Annotated in this window: 13 protein-coding genes and 1 riboswitch; of the genes, 4 read left to right on the top strand and 9 right to left on the bottom strand. The window is 41.2% G+C overall.

What is annotated here, in order from left to right:
* Both ACJAT7_RS08180 and ACJAT7_RS08175 read right to left on the bottom strand, forming a co-directional pair.
* A partial coding sequence (locus ACJAT7_RS08180; RefSeq protein WP_415226306.1) for a DUF4105 domain-containing protein occupies positions 1–514 on the bottom strand: 514 nt, incomplete at its 3' end.
* A gap of 66 nt (positions 515–580) precedes the next feature.
* Entirely contained in the window at positions 581–1,063 is a 483-nt protein-coding gene (locus ACJAT7_RS08175; protein WP_415226305.1) for a DUF3015 domain-containing protein, read from the bottom strand.
* Between the two features lie 481 nt (positions 1,064–1,544).
* Between ACJAT7_RS08175 and ACJAT7_RS08170 the strand changes: the two genes are divergently transcribed.
* Positions 1,545–3,200 carry a methyl-accepting chemotaxis protein gene (locus ACJAT7_RS08170; protein ID WP_415226304.1) on the top strand — a complete coding sequence of 552 codons (1,656 nt, stop codon included), beginning with the start codon at positions 1,545–1,547 and terminating at the stop codon, positions 3,198–3,200.
* Between the two features lie 179 nt (positions 3,201–3,379).
* Entirely contained in the window at positions 3,380–4,789 is a 1,410-nt protein-coding gene (locus tag ACJAT7_RS08165; protein WP_415226303.1) for an anti-phage deoxyguanosine triphosphatase, read from the top strand.
* 64 nt (positions 4,790–4,853) lie between these two features.
* Here the strand turns inward: ACJAT7_RS08165 and ACJAT7_RS08160 are convergent, their stop codons facing one another.
* The 6 genes from ACJAT7_RS08160 to ACJAT7_RS08135 form a co-directional block, all read right to left on the bottom strand.
* Complete coding sequence (locus ACJAT7_RS08160; RefSeq protein WP_415226302.1) at positions 4,854–6,308, bottom strand: FAD-dependent oxidoreductase; 1,455 nt, start codon at positions 6,306–6,308, stop codon at positions 4,854–4,856.
* Positions 6,309–6,323: 15 nt separating this feature from the next.
* The gene (locus tag ACJAT7_RS08155) at positions 6,324–7,010 is read right to left on the bottom strand and encodes a phosphoglycolate phosphatase (protein ID WP_415226301.1); all 687 of its coding nucleotides are present in this window, start codon (positions 7,008–7,010) and stop codon (positions 6,324–6,326) included.
* 65 nt (positions 7,011–7,075) lie between these two features.
* Positions 7,076–7,831 carry a phosphotransferase gene (locus ACJAT7_RS08150; protein ID WP_415226309.1) on the bottom strand — a complete coding sequence of 252 codons (756 nt, stop codon included), beginning with the start codon at positions 7,829–7,831 and terminating at the stop codon, positions 7,076–7,078.
* 42 nt (positions 7,832–7,873) lie between these two features.
* A complete protein-coding gene (locus tag ACJAT7_RS08145; RefSeq protein WP_415226300.1) occupies positions 7,874–8,530 on the bottom strand; it encodes a DUF2987 domain-containing protein in 657 nt (218 codons plus the stop codon).
* A 22-nt stretch (positions 8,531–8,552) separates the two neighbouring features.
* Entirely contained in the window at positions 8,553–9,320 is a 768-nt protein-coding gene (locus tag ACJAT7_RS08140; protein WP_415226299.1) for a hypothetical protein, read from the bottom strand.
* 93 nt (positions 9,321–9,413) lie between these two features.
* Positions 9,414–11,657: a peptidase U32 family protein gene (locus ACJAT7_RS08135; protein WP_415226298.1), complete on the bottom strand. Its 2,244-nt coding sequence runs from the start codon at positions 11,655–11,657 to the stop codon at positions 9,414–9,416.
* Positions 11,658–11,980: 323 nt separating this feature from the next.
* Positions 11,981–12,240, top strand: a riboswitch (glycine riboswitch).
* A gap of 294 nt (positions 12,241–12,534) precedes the next feature.
* Here ACJAT7_RS08135 and ACJAT7_RS08130 point away from each other — a divergent pair.
* Both ACJAT7_RS08130 and ACJAT7_RS08125 read left to right on the top strand, forming a co-directional pair.
* Positions 12,535–13,911 (top strand): alanine/glycine:cation symporter family protein, encoded by a 1,377-nt coding sequence (locus tag ACJAT7_RS08130; protein ID WP_415226297.1) that lies wholly within the window; start codon positions 12,535–12,537, stop codon positions 13,909–13,911.
* A 652-nt stretch (positions 13,912–14,563) separates the two neighbouring features.
* Complete coding sequence (locus ACJAT7_RS08125) at positions 14,564–14,725, top strand: hypothetical protein (protein WP_415226296.1); 162 nt, start codon at positions 14,564–14,566, stop codon at positions 14,723–14,725.
* Positions 14,726–15,210: 485 nt separating this feature from the next.
* On the opposite strand, the gene ACJAT7_RS08120 is transcribed toward ACJAT7_RS08125, so the two are convergent.
* Positions 15,211–17,325 (bottom strand): MtrB/PioB family decaheme-associated outer membrane protein, encoded by a 2,115-nt coding sequence (locus tag ACJAT7_RS08120; RefSeq protein WP_415226295.1) that lies wholly within the window; start codon positions 17,323–17,325, stop codon positions 15,211–15,213.
* Positions 17,326–17,328 lie beyond the last annotated feature (3 nt).

Raw genomic sequence — 17,328 nt, 5'->3', positions numbered from 1 at the left:
AGTTGACCGCAAAAGCCATTAATTCTTGATTTTGCGTTTGATTTTTTGCATCAATTCGCAATAAGGTGTGGCCGAACATTGAAGATGGGCTATTCATAAAGGCTGTTGGAAACACTAAAGTAATGCCAGCAGGATTAATTGTTTCTTTCCATTTTTGTATTTCAGGGCAGTTCAAATCTGGCCAAACATTAGCCACGTTGTCACGCAGCCAAAGATAACGAGCCGGATATTTACAGCTCAGCATATTGCCTTGCTGGTTAACTTCAAGATTAAAACCTGCAATAGTGGCTGTTAATTCAGCATAAGGATCATACTTGCCATTCTCGGCAATAAAAAAATCGCGATTATCAATATCACTTTTCCAATTCGTTTGCAGCGCAGTGCGATAGTGACCTAATTGCAACCAATATACATTTTCAGAAAGCGCCACAAGCGGTTGAACAGAAGCAGAGGAACATGAAGTAGAAAACAGGTAAATCCAAAATAATAGACGGCTTTTTTTATACATAATCATTAAATACAAAAGCCCCAATAGGGGCTTTAATTATAGGAGAGTCATAGTTTGAATGTTAACGTCAAATTATGAAAGGGTGTAAGCTGATAATTGCGCGTTGTTCGCAACAACTTTATTCAAGTTTTCTAATACGTTTTGTGAAGTTACGTTCTCAGACGTGAATATTTCAGAGAAATTAGCTTGTGCAAGCTCAGCGAATGCGGCTTTATCTTGTGCGGCAACGCCCCAAGCTTCAGCAAGCGTTGCAAGTGTTTCACCTTCACCTTTTGACATGTCACGTGCTAAATTATCCATGTTTCCATCAATAAATAGTGCAAGTTTTGCAGTCGACGTAATTGTACCTGTTCCGTCACAACCTAATGTACCGAATGTGATACCAAAAGTTTGGTTTCCAGATGTACCGTTAGTCGTTGCACCCAGTACTTTCATTACTTTGCCTTCCTGACCAGCAAAAATCATACTACCAAGACCACAACCTATGTCTTGATCTGCCATTGCGTTCGCAAAAGGTAAAAGAGAGATGGCCGCAATTGCAATTAATTTTTTCATTCTATAAATCCTTGTATGAGTAAGTTAAATGAAACATGAAACACCTAGTGATCATGTTTGCTTGATATTGTAACCAAAAAACAAAATATTAACACCGATAAATGATACAAATAAAATAATTGCTTATCAAACGTCTAAAAAATCAACAACCCTATATGAATTAACACGTTAAAGTGAATTCAGTCTTTTTAATTTTGTATAAAATGCTGATTTTAAACAACATCTTCAGCAACAATACTTAGCCTCAATAAGGAGTAAGTCAGATTTTATTTACCCCTTATTCGACTCTTTTTCTGTTCTGGTCAATTCTTTGTGCAGATCGCCTCTGTTCAAAGAATTCAGATCGCACCATAAAAACAGCTAAAAACAGGTGCAATGATCACAAATATTAAAAGTTACCGCCTTAATATCTTTATTTTTTACTAATATTTTGACTAATTATTATATTTTAATGACCAAATAACCATAAGGAAATAATCCAATGTTACGTTCATTTAAACTCTACCAACAATTGTTGCTGGTTATATTGCCTACCCTGTTATTGCCACTGCTTATCAATTTTTATTTCACCTCCAACTATATGGAAAAAGCATTATTAGAAATTGGACAGGGAACCTCGATTGCAGGTTTATATCAAATACAAGGCTTAACAGCTTTTTTAACACTTTTGCTATTAGCCGCGGTTATCTGGTTATTCATGTGCCGCGTAATGACCCTTAAAAAAGTTATCACCGCCTTGCACAATATTGCCGAAAATGATGGTAATCTTTCAATTCGACTTGATGAAAATGGCAAAGATGAAATCGCGCAACTTGCACATGCCGTCAATCAGGTAACCCATAAAATTGATGACACCATCTGCTCGATTAATATTTCAACCACTAATCTTGTCCATAATATTATCACCCAAACTATGCTTGCCGATTCAACCAGTGAAGGGGTTAACTCGCAACAGCAAAAAACAGAACAAGTCGCCACAGCACTTAATGAGATGTCTGCAACTGTTAATGAAATCACCCAAAATACATCGCAAGCAGCAGAGGCGGCAGCTAATACCACTAAAGAAGCAATAAAGGGTAGAGATGCCTCATCTAACGCAGTAAAAGCTATTGAATCACTGGCTCAGGAAATTGATAATGCAGTTTCATCAATCGCACGCGTTAAAAACGATAGTCAGCGTATCGGCAGTGTACTGGATGTAATTAAAAACATTGCCGAGCAAACTAACTTATTAGCACTGAATGCAGCGATAGAAGCAGCCAGAGCTGGGGAGGCGGGAAGAGGTTTTGCCGTGGTTGCCGATGAAGTGAGAACGCTTGCTTCACGCACGCAAAGATCCACCGAAGAGATAAATGAGATGATCAACAGTTTACAATCTGCTGTTGCCCGCGCCAACGAAACAATGGATAACAGCCACCAGCAAGTTAAGAGAACAGTTACGTTAGTGTCTGATGCAGAGCAAGGATTAACACAAATTAGTCATTCAATTGACACCATTGATGATATGAATAATCAAATTGCCACCGCCTCTGAAGAACAAGCGGTGGTAACAGAGGATATCAACCGCAATGTCAGCAATATTAACGAAGAAGCGGCACATACCAGCCAAAATGCCAAACAAAGCATGCTCGAATCAGTGGATATTTCCACTGCGATAGAAAAAATGTTAATACTTATCAGCCACTTTAAAACCTCAAATGATCTGGAAATACAACTACTGCGCGCTAAAGCAAGTCACTCTTTATGGAAAGTAAAAATAAAAAGTTATCTCAACGGTCTTATACCGCTTGATACACACACGGCATCAGATCATCATAAATGTGCATTTGGTCAATGGTTCGATAAATCAGGAATTGCAGAGCAATGTTCAACGAGCTGCGTAGCGGAAATGAACAGTAAACACAAATTGTTACATCAAAGTGTAGGTAAAATTATTGCTTACAAAGAAAAACAGGAATTTGCTCAAGCCGAGCAGGAAGCGCAACGGTTAATTGGCTATTCTGATTCTGTTGTTGCACTGCTTGATCAGTTAATTGCAAAAGCACACAATCAGCAACACTCTGCACAGGCCCAGATAGCCCAAGCAGATCAGAAAGAAAGTTTAATCGCGATTAAAAACAAAACGCAATACGCTTAGTCAAAGAATAAATAATTTTCAGGCTTGATTAAATTAAGCCTGATATTATTTCTAGTTTTGCTAAATTACACCTTTGCAATACGGCTGGCTTGCAAACTGCCATTATATCCCTGTTTACACTATTTTTAATTCCTTATTCAGGCTACACTTTTTCTCTTCATAATTATCAAAGGCGTAATATGAATTTGGAAAATAAAAATAATGGTGCACCAATCAACTCATCAGCAGATACACTCTCGCATTCAATCTCTAAACTGTGGTTAGCACGCTTAGCTGAGGAGCCGGGTAAAAAACGCCGTCTTGATCAACGATCCCCTTTTCATAGAGATAAAGCACGCGTATTACATTCAGCAGCCTTTCGCCGTTTACAATCGAAAACACAAATTCACAATAACGGTTTAAGCGACTTTTACCGAACACGTTTAACGCACTCTTTGGAAGTGGCGCAAATTGGCTCGGGTATTGTGGCACACTTGAGATTGGTACAGCCGCAGTTTGAATATTTGTTACCGGGTAATGATCTTATTGAAACGATCTGTTTAAGTCATGATATCGGCCATCCGCCGTTCGGTCATGGCGGCGAAACAGCGCTTAATTATATGATGATCAAGCACGGCGGGTTTGAAGGTAACGGACAAACATTTCGTATAGTCACGCAACTTGAACCTTATACTGAATTTAACGGCATGAACTTAACCCGCCGTAGTCTGCTCGGGTTACTAAAATACCCCGTTTGTTTAAGCGAAGTCAGCGGGCAGTACCCAACCGATAGCAGTCGTAATTTCAGGCAGTTAAAAACCGAAGAGTGGATGCCGGCTAAAGGTATTTATGATCACGATGTGGCATTATTAGATGCCGTACTGGCCCCCCTGTCCGCCAGTGACAAGCAGTTATTTAGAACCATGCGCGCGCAGCCCCCCGGCGATCTGTCACACAAAAAATCACGTTACAAATCATTTGACTGTTCAATTATGGAAATTGCCGATGATATTGCTTATGGCGTGCATGATTTGGAAGATGCGATTGCGATGGGGATAATTAGTAAAAGCTTGTGGCAGGAGAAAGTGGCAACACAACTTGCCGAAATTACAGGTTTTTGTTTGATCGATCAGTTAACAGAATTGACCGACAATCTGTTTTCAGCGCAACACTTCAAACGTAAAGATGCGATTGGCGCATTAGTTAATGCATTGATCACCGCCATTGAAATAAAAAAAGTAGATCAGCAGTTCATGGAACCGCTGCTTGCTTATAACGCTTATTTAGCCTCGGATATGTTTAAGGTACTGAAGATTTTAAAGCAGTTTGTACTTGAATATGTGATTAAAAGTCCTGACTTACAAATTTTAGAGTACCGCGGACAGCAGATAGTGATGGAGCTGTTTGAAGCTTATAACACAGGACCTTTACGTTTTTTGCCTGAGCCTGTCAAAGTGCTGTGGAGGGCGCAAAATGGCGATCAATCACGCGAACAACGGGTACTCGCCGATTATATTTCCAGCCTCACCGATAATCACGCCTTGCGTCTACACGCGAGTCTGTTCAGCAGTAATCAAACCGCCCCTATGATTGGACAGCATGCTTTTTAACTCGTGTTTTTGAAACAGTACTGTGCAGTTCACAGGAAATCAGCGTAGCGATCGCTACGCTGATTTATTTACTGCTATTTCTATGTGCTAAAGAAACAGGATAATTGCGTTTTTCAGTTAACCATTCTGCGCGTTTAGTTATGGCGCTGTCCGTGTTCATCTCTTTCATATTAAAATCACGGCTGCCGTAAACCCTTTCATCCAGGCAGCCTAGCTCAATCAACTTCTTAGTAATCGCATCCGCGGCAGTTAATACTGACGAGGCTTTAACGATTTCACAGCGGGCATAACGCTCACCAACAAATGAAACATCCGCAGCCCGCAAGGTTGGATCGTCACCGGGAATCTGCTGCGCACCAAATAACGGTTTTGAGGCTAATTGCGCCGACGCGAAAGCAGGAATATAGGGGGTCAAATGTGCAATAGCAGATTGAGTACGAGTACTCACTTCCTGCGCACTCCAGTTCTGCTCAATTTTTTTAATAAACATCTGATCCAGTTGCGGCTGCGCGCTATCTTCAGTACTCGCCACTAAGCCATCTTTAAATAAAGTGATATTTTCTGTCATACCATGAAGTTGAAAGTACCCATCCGGGTAAGGGGTAAATTGCGCCATGCCATTAGGTGTACCACGCTCACCATAAAAAATAACTTCAGGCCAGATACAATCGCACTGCGCCCATCTGCAAACATAAGCCGCTTTAAACTCAACCATACGCCGACGTTTAAAACCCAATAAATCATCGATCTCACCGCTTCTAAAGCCTGCCGCATTAATAAGATAATCACACTGCGCCTGTTTATCGATGCCCGCCTGCTGATAATCTATTAACCAGCCAGACTCAATCGCCTTTATCTTACTGACCCTGCTGTCGGTAAGCAGTTGGCAGTTTGCAGCTGATTCAAGGTGCAGCGACACACTGGCCGATAAACGAAATATGTTTAATCCATACTCCTGCACCATAACAAGAGGAAATTGCAGTGTATCTAAATCAACATTTTTGGCGACAGGGATCATCCACTGATCCAATGTTGTTGGTTTTTCTGCGGGCTCTTGTAACGCTAATAGATCAACATCCGCACGGGTAAAAAGCTTAAAATAATCACAACTTTCACCGAGCACCTTATTTAAGCTATCTTTTTCAATCAAGGCTTGATATTCATCCTGCAGTCTTTTAAGGCGGGGTAATAGTGATAGCGGCGAGCCTGGATCATTTTTAGGCACAGCAACAACCGTCGGCCGATAATCAGCAGCATAAGGATACAAACGCAGCAGATCAATGGATTGTGCGAGCAAGGTCAAACATTGCTGCTCTGATATTTCACGATATAAATTGCCCCCCGCATGCAGGTGACAAATAGGCGGGCCATTCACTAGACTTGGCCCTTTCTCAAATAAAGAGACGTCGAGTCCCAATTCACTCAAGTATAAAGCAAGCGTCGCACCGGCAATGCCGCCGCCAACAATTGCAACTTTAGTCGGCTTTGCACTGGCGCTTTTTTCGTTTACCTGTAGCAATTATCTACTGCCTTTTTAATATTCTGGACTTAAGGTTGCGACAATATCTGCAAAATCATCAAAGACCGCTTCTGGTTTATGCAAACCGATATCTTCGCCGTAGTTATAGCCGTAGGTTAACCCTATGCTTTGCATATTAGCGGCTTTGGCGGCTAATATATCATTTTTTGAGTCACCGACCATCACACACTGCTCAACACTGACGTTCAATTCCTGACAAACATGCAGTAAAGGCAGCGCATCCGGTTTACGTTTTGGCAAACTATCACCGCCTAACATTATTTCAAATAAACCGTTGAGCTGTAACCCCTCTAAGATAGGACCGATAAATTCAAACGGTTTATTGGTCACTATCGCTAAGCGGTAACCTTGCGCTTTTAATACTTTCAAACAGGCGCGTACATTCGGATAAAGCTGCGTATTAATAGATAAGTTCTCTTTATAAAAGCTTAAAAATATCTGCAGTGACTTTGCAAGCAGAGCAGCATCAATATTTGGATCAATCTCCGACTGCCCAGATAAGCCGCGTTTAACCAAAACCTCAGCACCATTACCTACCCAGGAGCGGATAATATCTTCACTAAATGTTGGCCGCGCTAGACTGCTTAACATATGGTTGATGGCCGATGCCAAGTCGGGCGCGCTGTCGATCAGCGTGCCATCGAGATCAAATAAAATGACTTTCTTATTACTAAATTTCAATGTTTAAACCTTGATATAAATCAAACGAGGTAATTATTATGCCAGCAAGCCGTTAAAATTGCGCCTCATTTTCTAAAAAAACAGCGCGACCACAGTTCATTCAGGTAGGTAAATAGCGCGTGGTATAATTGGTATTGATCGTTAAACTGAGCCAGTGAAAGCGATAACTTTTCCTGATTCAATAGGTAGTAGTGGTTAATTAAACGCGTTTGAGCAGCCGTATTCAATTTATTAATACTGCAACAAGCGGCTAAATCATAAGCCGCACAGGCGAGCACCGCATACTCCCAATCAATTATTTTAATCTGCCCATTTTTATCCACTAATAGATTATTAAATGAGAGGTCGCCATGACATAAGAGATCGCGCGTGCAGCTTTTATCTAACTGCGTTGCCAGCTGCAAAAAATGGTTAAATCTGGATTCTTCTATCGGCTTAGTGAGCTGTTTTTTTAATAACTGTAATTCGCCAGCCAGACGCGCAGGCGGTGCATAAAGAGCAGGTAATTGGTGAATAAGGTGCAGCTGCGCGGCAAATAGTTCGACCATCTGATTATCAAGTGCTGCGCTGTCTAATGTTTTTCCGGGAAAATACGCTTGTAATCGATAGTTATCACAACTGACAAGCAGCTTAGGGGTCAAGTCGCTATCACTTGCTAACTTTTGCACTAACAGTTCACGTTTTCTCTGTTGCTGATTACGTGCCTGCATATTTAGCCGTTTGAAAATATATGCCTGCTGATTATCATAGGTTAACAAAAACACCTGATTAGTAATCGCGTGCGCGAACTGCTTTACCTTTACTAGCTCCCCCAGATTCAACTCGGAGAGCCAAACTAATTCATTCGAGCATAATTGCTGCAACTATTTGACTAGCCAAGGGGTAATGCGAGCCACCTTGAATTCATCCAGGTTATCCAGTTTAGACTCTTTTAAGAACGAGTTTGCCAACAATAGATCGCCATTTTCAGCAATACCTATCTGCTTATCCAAGGCGCTTAACTGCAGCGCGCTTAATGGCTCGGCTAATTTCAAGCGCACGCCTGAAAAAGTAGGTAAAAAGTATTTACCTACCATACCGGCATTCTTTTTGAGCAAACCTTCAAGTTGCTCGCTGATTAACGCTAATCGTGGCAAGGATAAGTTATCCAGTTCCAACTCTTTAGCCATCAGCGTCACCTGCAGATCACATTGAAAATCGGTTTGTCCTTTGAGCAGTTCAACTTCAATCATTGCGCCATCTTTACGATGCTGATCGGAAAAAAAAGGCAGTAAACGGCCCTCTTTTTCAAATTTAATCGGCTCCCGTTTTTGATCGACAACGATCAAAGCTTGTTTAATTAAACACGCAGCGCCAGTTTTTTTATCTCGCAGATAAAAGGCGTTGGTGACATGCTCATACTGCAGTTTGTATTCTGTTTTCATGTAACCGAAAAACAGCGAATAATTGAGTGTAAGTGGCGAAGCAAAAACACTCTTGGCACTCAACAATAATATCAGCAGTAGCGAAATACGGATCATAACAAGCCCCTTAGCAAGAAAATCAGGCATCAAATGCATCACTGGGCGGTTGATCACCCTCAGAAGTTTCCATCGCTACCACGCCGACACCACAAGTTTGACGGTATACAATCCCCATCAAATTAAAATAGAAGGGAACAAAGAGAAACATGCCTAAACCAGAGGGTATTAACGCCGCAACAAACAACAAGGCCAATAAAATAAACAAAATTGTAAATTGCGCTAAGTTTTTATTAACCAATTTAAATGACACTCTTAATGCCATCTGTGGTGGCATCTTTTTCTCCGCAATTAGCGGGTAAACCAGGCAAAAGGTCATATTCAGATATAAGAGCACCACTACTGATAATCCGAGGCCCCAATCGCCCATGACTTGTACTAAAACAACACTGATAATATTGGTAATTAAACTGATGATCATGGTCGCCAATGACAACTTTACAATAATCTTTACATAATTAAACAGATCGATTGACTTGCTCTTTAAACCGATCGCATGATTAACCCCCATCATTTGCAGACCCGTTAACAGTGGCGGTGCAATCAGCAGGGCAATAACATAATTGATCAGCATAGTCCCCGTTTCATCAAAAGAAGCGGGGTCCTTCAAGATAAGGCTGTAACTGCCCGCTAAAATAATAATAGTAAACAGACAAGCGGTAATAAGCGGAAAATAATGCTTTCTGGTAATAACAAAAGCATCCTTGAAAAGCGATTTCAAATCAAATCGGTAACCTTCGGTCAGTGATTTTTTAATATCACCCCCTAATACAAAATGTTTTTTGTTCATAACAAGTTAATGGCCCTAAAAAATGGTGCGTTATCTGTAATAAGAACGAGCTATTGTAGGCAGTTCCCGCCGCTTTTCAAGTTTATTGCAGCGTTATAATCCCTTTTTATACTGGCTATTGCTTGTACAGCCGATCGCTTGTTTCAGTATTGAAGCAGAATCAGCCACGCCATTGAGTAGATTTTCAAAATGGGTAATAATTTTCGTTTTATCCAGCGCCGTTTTAGTTTCAACGCCGATATCGGTTAAATCGACAAAGAAGCCAGCAAAAACACCCGGCAATTCCTCAACAATATCGCAATTGAGAAAAGGCTCGTTACTGTAGATACTAGGGTAACCGCCCTTTTGTTTCTCGATTGCAAAAGAGTTCCCTTTTAAATTAATAATAGAAGCAGACTTTTTACATTTTTGCATACAGTTATCATCAATGGTCAGTTTTTTACAGCCGACGGTTTGCTGAAAAAAACACTGCCTGCTGGTCATCAAAAGAATCGGATGATAGATACTGTAAAATAATTTAAAACTGTCCGGGCGAACGATATTTTTTATCTGATTTTTATTCATCTCATTGGAGATAAACGATCCGTAGCAGTTAAATACTTCCTTTATACACAGCAGGCTGTAAGAGTTACTTATATTAAGGTAGGGCCCGGCTATCCAGTTAATCCCCTTTTCATAAGCCTGATAAGCGATGCCGGTATTGTTAGTCACAATCAGTTTTGGCTGCAGCTGTGTAAGAAATTCCACAGCAGCCAAATAATCATCACCGATCAGAATAGCGGGAAACCACGGAATTAATTTTTCATTGTTTAAAAACAGCTCAACCAGTTTAGCGCATCCCTTTTTAAAACTATCCGGCAATTTATAATAGATATCGACGGACGGTAAGTGGCAAAGAGGTAGATCCTCTTCGCAGGAGATCAATACAGCAAGGCGTGCTGGACACTCCCCTGCCTCTTGTTTGTTTAAGGCCGGAAGGCTAACGGGCTCACGCAGAGAGACTGAGTCATTCAGCTGAAAAGCGATGCGGTTTTTGATTTTAGTTAATTCACTAAAAGGGATAAAAAGATCGGGTTGAAGATTTTTTAAAATGAGCGATTCAATAATATATTGTGAGTTATTTAAACTTTTAAAACGTTTTTCAATCGCACTGGCGTTAATCGTCGATTTTCCAGCCTGAATAAGAGCTGTTTCTGAATGCACCACAAAAACAGTATCCGCTGTTTTTACCGAGACGCTCAAAGACTGATTGAGCTCACCGGAAATCTCTATACTCAGCGCAGTTTTGGCGATACTTAACGTTTTAATTTTATCCTCAACCGCTTGCGCCATGACCATTTTTTCATCATAAAGCGCCTGTTTGGCCTGCTCAATTTTTTCAGCGCCCGCGCCGGTATGGGCTTGTTCGACATGCTTAAGGGTATTATCACGAGGATTATCAATAAACATCAGTTTATTGATCTCTCCTTTTAAAAATCCATTTGAAAAATCACGGTTAAATACTTTGTAAAGCGCAGCATTATCATTCAATAATTCAGACTTGGCAGAGAACTGTTGCAGCTGTTTTTTCCAACTGTTGACCACAGTATAAACGTAACTAGCACCTTTAATGCGCCCCTCAATTTTCAGCGAGTCAACTCCTGCATCAGCAAGCGCTGGCAAGTCAAAAAAGGCAGAGTTATCTTTAAGGTTAAGGGGGTAATCATTGCCGGTTGCTGTGGTTTCATATTTATCACGGCAGGGCTGGCTGCACCGGCCGCGGTTTCCTGAGTTACCGCCATGCACTGAGCTGAAATAACAGAGCCCAGAAAAACCGATACAGTAGGAGCCATGAACAAACACTTCCGATAAAATATTATGCTTATGGCCAAGCGCAGTTAATGACTTTATCTCCTTAATATTTAACTCTCTGGAGAGATTGACGCGGGAAACAGCCAATTTATTTAAAAATAAAATCTGCCCTTCATTATGGGTCGTCACCTGAGTAGAGGCATGAATATCAAGACTTTTAAAGTATTTAGATAGCAGATAAAAGAGGCCTAAATCCTGAACAATTACGCCATCAATTTTTGTATTGACCAGTTTATTAAGCAATCGAAGTAGTGCCGAAATTTCATGCTCCAGTATAATAATATTGAGCGTTAGAAAAACTTGGCAGCCATTTTTATGGGCGAGCTTTAACACCCCATTTAACTCTTCAAAGGTTAAATTTACGGCGCGGTTTCTGGCATTAAAACTGTCCAAACCACAATAAACAGCATCCGCCCCGGCAACTATCGCGGCCTTTATGGAATCAATATCGCCACCCGGTGCTAATAATTCAAATTTTTGCTGCATAATCTACTAGCCCGTTTTTATATTTTTATCCGAAGGCGAATTTTACCCGACTATATTATTGACTGTCTAGGTAATTGGGCTTTTATACAAAAACTACGCAGGACTAAATTTATGCAGAGAACATTTCATTACTGACAGCCGCACTTTTTTCCGTTAGGATGCGCGCGACAGAATTTTTAGCCTAGCTAAATATTTGTTCCGATGAAGACTGCAGGAGAGGGGCTTTTAAGCCCGCCGAAGAAGTAAATCTTTCAGGTGCTTTCTATTCATGTTGAATAGCGCTAGATGACAATCTCTAGATGAGCGAAGCGAGGACTGTAGTTTGAGGAACCTCTGGAGAGAGCCGATATACCAATTCCATTAATTAAGTAATCTATTTAGGCGTAGGGAAAATGGATGAAAGCAAGGCGTTGATTGCAGTAACTAGTTATTCTAATTACAAAATCAACAACGAAGCTAGCATTCATTTTAGCCAGCATAAATGAATAGGAAATTATTGGAGTTGGTATTGATTCGGCCGCCGAAGGAGCAAACCCTAAATGTTTAGGGTGAAACTCTCAGGCAAAAGGACAGAGGAGTGGAAAGCTACAAAAACTAAGGCTCATGCTTAGCTATCCGCTATAGAATTTTTTCTATGGATAGATTGCCCTTCCCCTCTTCTCCTTAAATATTATTCTTATACCAATTCCATTAATTAGATGCTCTATTAAGGCGCAGGAAAAATGGATGAAAGCAAGGCATTGATTGCAGTAACTAGTTATTCTAATTATAAAATCAACAACAAAGACTAAAACATAGTTTTATGTCTGCTAGCATTCATTTTAACAAGCATAAATGAATAGATAATTAGTGGATTTGGTATTGTTAAGGGGAAATCATGAATAACATTCAATCTTTATTTCAAACCATAGACAATTTTATCTGGGGACCGCCACTTCTTATCCTATTGGTAGGCACAGGTGTTTATTTTACTTTTCGCCTCGGGCTGCTGCAGTTTCGTTACCTGCCTCACGCGCTGAAAATGGTTTTCAGCAAAGATAAATCGGGTAGCGGTGATATTTCAAGCTTTGCAGCCTTGTGTACCGCCCTTTCGGCAACCATCGGCACGGGCAATATTATCGGGGTGGCTACCGCAATAAAAATAGGGGGTCCTGGCGCGCTGTTTTGGATGTGGCTTGCCGCGGTATTTGGCATGGCAACTAAGTATGCAGAATGCCTATTAGCGGTAAAATATCGTAAAGTAGACGAGAAAGGGCAAATGGTCGGTGGACCTATGTATTACCTGCAAGATGGTGTCGGCTCAAAACCGCTGGCAGTGATGTTTGCTGTATCGGCCCTTGCTGTCGCTTGCTTTGGTATCGGCACATTTCCGCAGGTCAACGCCATCGTAAATGCCTCGGAAATTTCCTTTGGCGTATCACCAGAAATTTCAGCAACGCTGCTCACCTTACTGGTAGCTATTGTTACCCTTGGCGGCATTAAATCGATTGCTAAAGTGGCAGGGAAAGTAGTGCCGACTATGGCGCTCTTTTACGTTCTAGCCTGCTTAAGTGTGCTCATTACCAATGCGCAGCATTTAGGCAGTGCCCTTGAGCTGGTTGTCACATCGGCTTTCACATCAACAGCAGCATCGGGTGGTTTCTTAGGTGCAGGTATTATGCTGGCTATTCAATCAGGCGTTGCACGGGGCGTTTTTTCTAACGAGTCGGGGTTGGGCAGCGCGCCAATGGCAGCGGCAGCGGCCAAAACCAACTCTTGTGTAAAGCAGGGGCTTATCTCTATGACCGGCACCTTTTTTGATACGATTATCATCTGCACTATGACCGGCTTGGCGCTTATATTAACGGGTGCATGGCAAACGGACTTAGCGGGTGCGCAGATGACCACGCATGCTTTTGCCGTTGGTTTGGACTCAGCAACCCTTGGCCCTCTGCTGGTTTCGATTGGCTTGATTTTCTTCGCCTTTACAACCATTTTGGGCTGGAACTATTACGGTGAACGTTGTGTGGTCTACCTTTTCGGCACAAAAGGAATACTGCCTTACAAATTTATTTTTGTCGCATTGGTCGCCTCAGGGGCATTTTTGAAACTGGATATGATCTGGATTATCGCAGATATCGTTAATGGCTTAATGGCTGTTCCCAACTTGATAGGCTTGATCGCTTTACGCCATATTGTTATTGCAGAAACCAAGCGCTACTTTAATGGTGAGCTGCTTATTGACGATGACAGTGAGTTGCAGACACAAAACTAACCAGCGCAAACGGAAAATGCCTTTAGTCCCCGTTCTGTCTTAAGGCATTTAAAATATTTTATGACTCATTTTACTCCCAACGTCCTTTTTTATTAAAGCACTCTCTAGCGGACGTTTACCTTCCGTGTGCATTTTTCAGCTATCTGTACGCGCTTTATACCTATTACTATTATAAAGGCAAAGTCAAAATCGCCAGAGGAGCTTATTTGGCGGCCCCTAACGGCAAGCGATAAATTCGATCACCAATATTTATAGTAACAGCGCTTTAATTATTATATGAAAAAATCTGCGTAGTTTTTATTATCCTATATAATTCCACTTAATTATTTAGCTCAGCTATTTTAATCACCCGTAGCGGGTATGACATATAAATTTAACGCATTTCAGTTTTTTTAGAGGGATCTTTACCATATGAGAAAAAACAAAGTAAGGCTCACGATAGCGTTAATAATACTCAGGGTGTTACCTGTATTTTCGGCATCTGCAAAAAATCTTAAATTTGCTGTTGTTCCAAAATATCAAGGGGGGGGTGATTAAAGCAGCTATGGGTGTAAAGATGCAGCGGCTGAAATAGAGGCCGTTGAGTGCATATATCGCTGCCCTGAAAAAGGCGATGTAAGAATGCAAGATAAAATTATAGAAAAGCTGTTCAATGAAGATATCGATGGAATCGCTATTTCAGTTACAGAATCTGATTTTCTGGCAAAGCGCAGCCATTCAAAAAGCGATAAAAGCAGGTATCTCGGTTATCACTTATGACTCCGATTTTGATGAATTGACCCTAACAACATATAAAAATTTACGTTTAGCTTAGATAGGCACAAACAATTTCGAACTGGGTAAGGCGCTCGGTGAAGAATTAAAAATATTGCGCCCAAATGGCAGAATCCTGGTTATTCAAACAGGACGCACCGACTCCCCTAATTTAAATCTAAGAATAATGGGCATACGGTCAGCTATCTCAGAAAAAACCCTATCAAATGGGGAGACAGGCAATCATGACACTTAATCAAATTGTAAACAGCAAAAAACACGAGAAAGTTATTTACTCTCCCTTGGTATCTTGCAGCACAGATAATTATGCGACTTGCGCTAAATAATAACATCCATTTCTTATCCCTAGTTTGGCTTAATAAACAGCTACTCACAAACAAGCACTGATTGTCATTTTATTTAATAAAAATGGCAGTTACATTTATTGGAATAACTATTTTTAAATGATCATCTACACAAATCAGCGTTACTCGGTTAAACCAACTCATCCTAAAAACATTTTTAACACAAAGTTTAAAATACGCTTTAAAAGCGATATTGATATGAAAGTCCGGCATACCAGCTCGAATAATTCTGACTCAAATCGCCCACCGTAAGTACATAAGGCAAGCTATCAGGCTGGCTACTCGACCAATAGTAATCCCGGTCTTGGACATGTTCATATATCATATTAAACTTGATTTTAGCCGCACCACTCAGCTGATAACTAGCCCAACCATTAAGCATATGATTTCGATAATAGTTTTCAGGATAACCACTACCGTTATTGACGCTTAAGTCAACTGTCTGCTGGTTCGTGCTATAAGATAAAACATAGTCCAAACCAACATCGAGCGGTTGTAGCAAAAATGCTTTGGCATCCCCGCCTAGCATCAGACTGTAAGTTCGATCATCAAGATTACCTTGCCATGAGGGGGTACCACTTGAATCAGCTCCTGCCTGTTTATAACGCAAATGCTGATAACCAAACCCAGTGTAAAGGGAACTTAATTCACTAATCTGCCAGTTCAAATCCCAATCGACAGAAAATCGATTGCGATCGGTTAGCCCCACTTCGGTATTATAATAATTTTCATCGGCCATACGAGTTTTAAGCAAAGATGAAACTGAGTCACTCATTTGCCAATTGGCACCTAAGCGCACCTCGATCAACTCACGGTCAGCAAGATTATAACGGCGCAGCAGATCTGATTGATTATCAACCAAGGCAGTAAAATCAGAGCCACCTCGACGACCGGCTATCACTTTAGCGTCGGTCACGAACGAAGGCCAGTGTTTAGACTTCACCGCGAACCAAATCTGCTGATCTTCCGTCTTATTCCGCTCGCCCAAGCTACGCTCAAAAATTTTATAGTCATACCCCAATTTCACAGGAAATTCACGCCATCCCTTGTAATGTGCGGTTACAGACACTCCATCTCGGCGATAACTATAGGCTTGATTACTCACACTCGTTGCATTAAAACTATCTGCAATTACTGGTGTAAATAGGTTACTTTGTGTTTGATTGTTACGGTCTTGTACTTTGAGCTGCGCAGTCAAGCGCCACTGTCGATTGATCCGATGGCTTGCATTAATATCAGCATTAATGGTTTGTACCTTAGCATTGGCAGATTGTTCGGGAAGTTCTTCTGTCATCAAACTGTTATTAATGGTGTAAGCATTAAAAGAGTCATTTTGGCTCTGTATACCATAGGCGAAACGCCCGCTAATTTGGCTTGATAACCATTGATATCTACTGTTCACACTGAGCTGATGTGCTTGATTATCAGGCGCGACAGCAAGTTGACCATATTCAGTACCTTCAGTTGAGACTGTGAATGGATTTTGCCAACTATCTGTAGCCGCCATATTGTGATATAACGATCCGTCGTAAGCCACGCCAAACAACGCGTTACCAGATATCTTAGTGATCCCAGCATCAATCACGATCGTTTGCTGGTCGACGGGAGAAACCCAGTTAGTCGCGGCTGTTCCCAAATAGCCCGATGATATTCGTTGCCCTGTTTTCTTTTCTAAGCGTAATTTCAATTCAGGTCGAAGGGTCTCGTTGCGGCTAAAATCACTACTGAGAACCAATTGCTTGCGTAATAGCTTAATATCTTCAGAGTGCAGGCTTTGAGTTAGATTAACCATATCGTCCGTAGTATTGCCAGGCAGCCAATTATCCGCAAGTTGAGTTTCGCCCGCGATATAGGGTGTTAGCGCCTGATTAGAATAATAACGAGGCAGCTCCTGATAGCCAAGATCAACACCTCCTCGCCCTGCACTGTGGTACCCAGCAGCAGCAACAAAGTTCTGTAATCCAAGGTCGGTAGCTTCAATCTCAGCCACAGATCCTGAATCATTTTTCCATTTATTTTGACCTGAAAAAATCGCAGCAGCGCCATCTTCACTTGCGGCTAAGTTACGAAAAGCGTAGCCATTATTACTGACAACTGCAGCACCTATCTCTATTTTCCCTTCTGATGAGGCTTTTAAGCGACATTTTTTACAGTGCCAGTTTTCCTGGTTAACCTCTTTTACAACGCTGTTCGGACTAAAGGTCATATCCAACGACCAACTCGGCATACTGATAGCCGTCAGCGCTAAAGCCACGGCCAGAAAGTGTAATAAAACAACATTATGGTTATTGGTCATAAT

It is taken from the genome of Psychromonas sp., from assembly GCF_047632995.1.
Lineage (GTDB): Bacteria > Pseudomonadota > Gammaproteobacteria > Enterobacterales > Psychromonadaceae > Psychromonas.
This window is presented reverse-complemented; position numbering and strand designations above follow the sequence as displayed.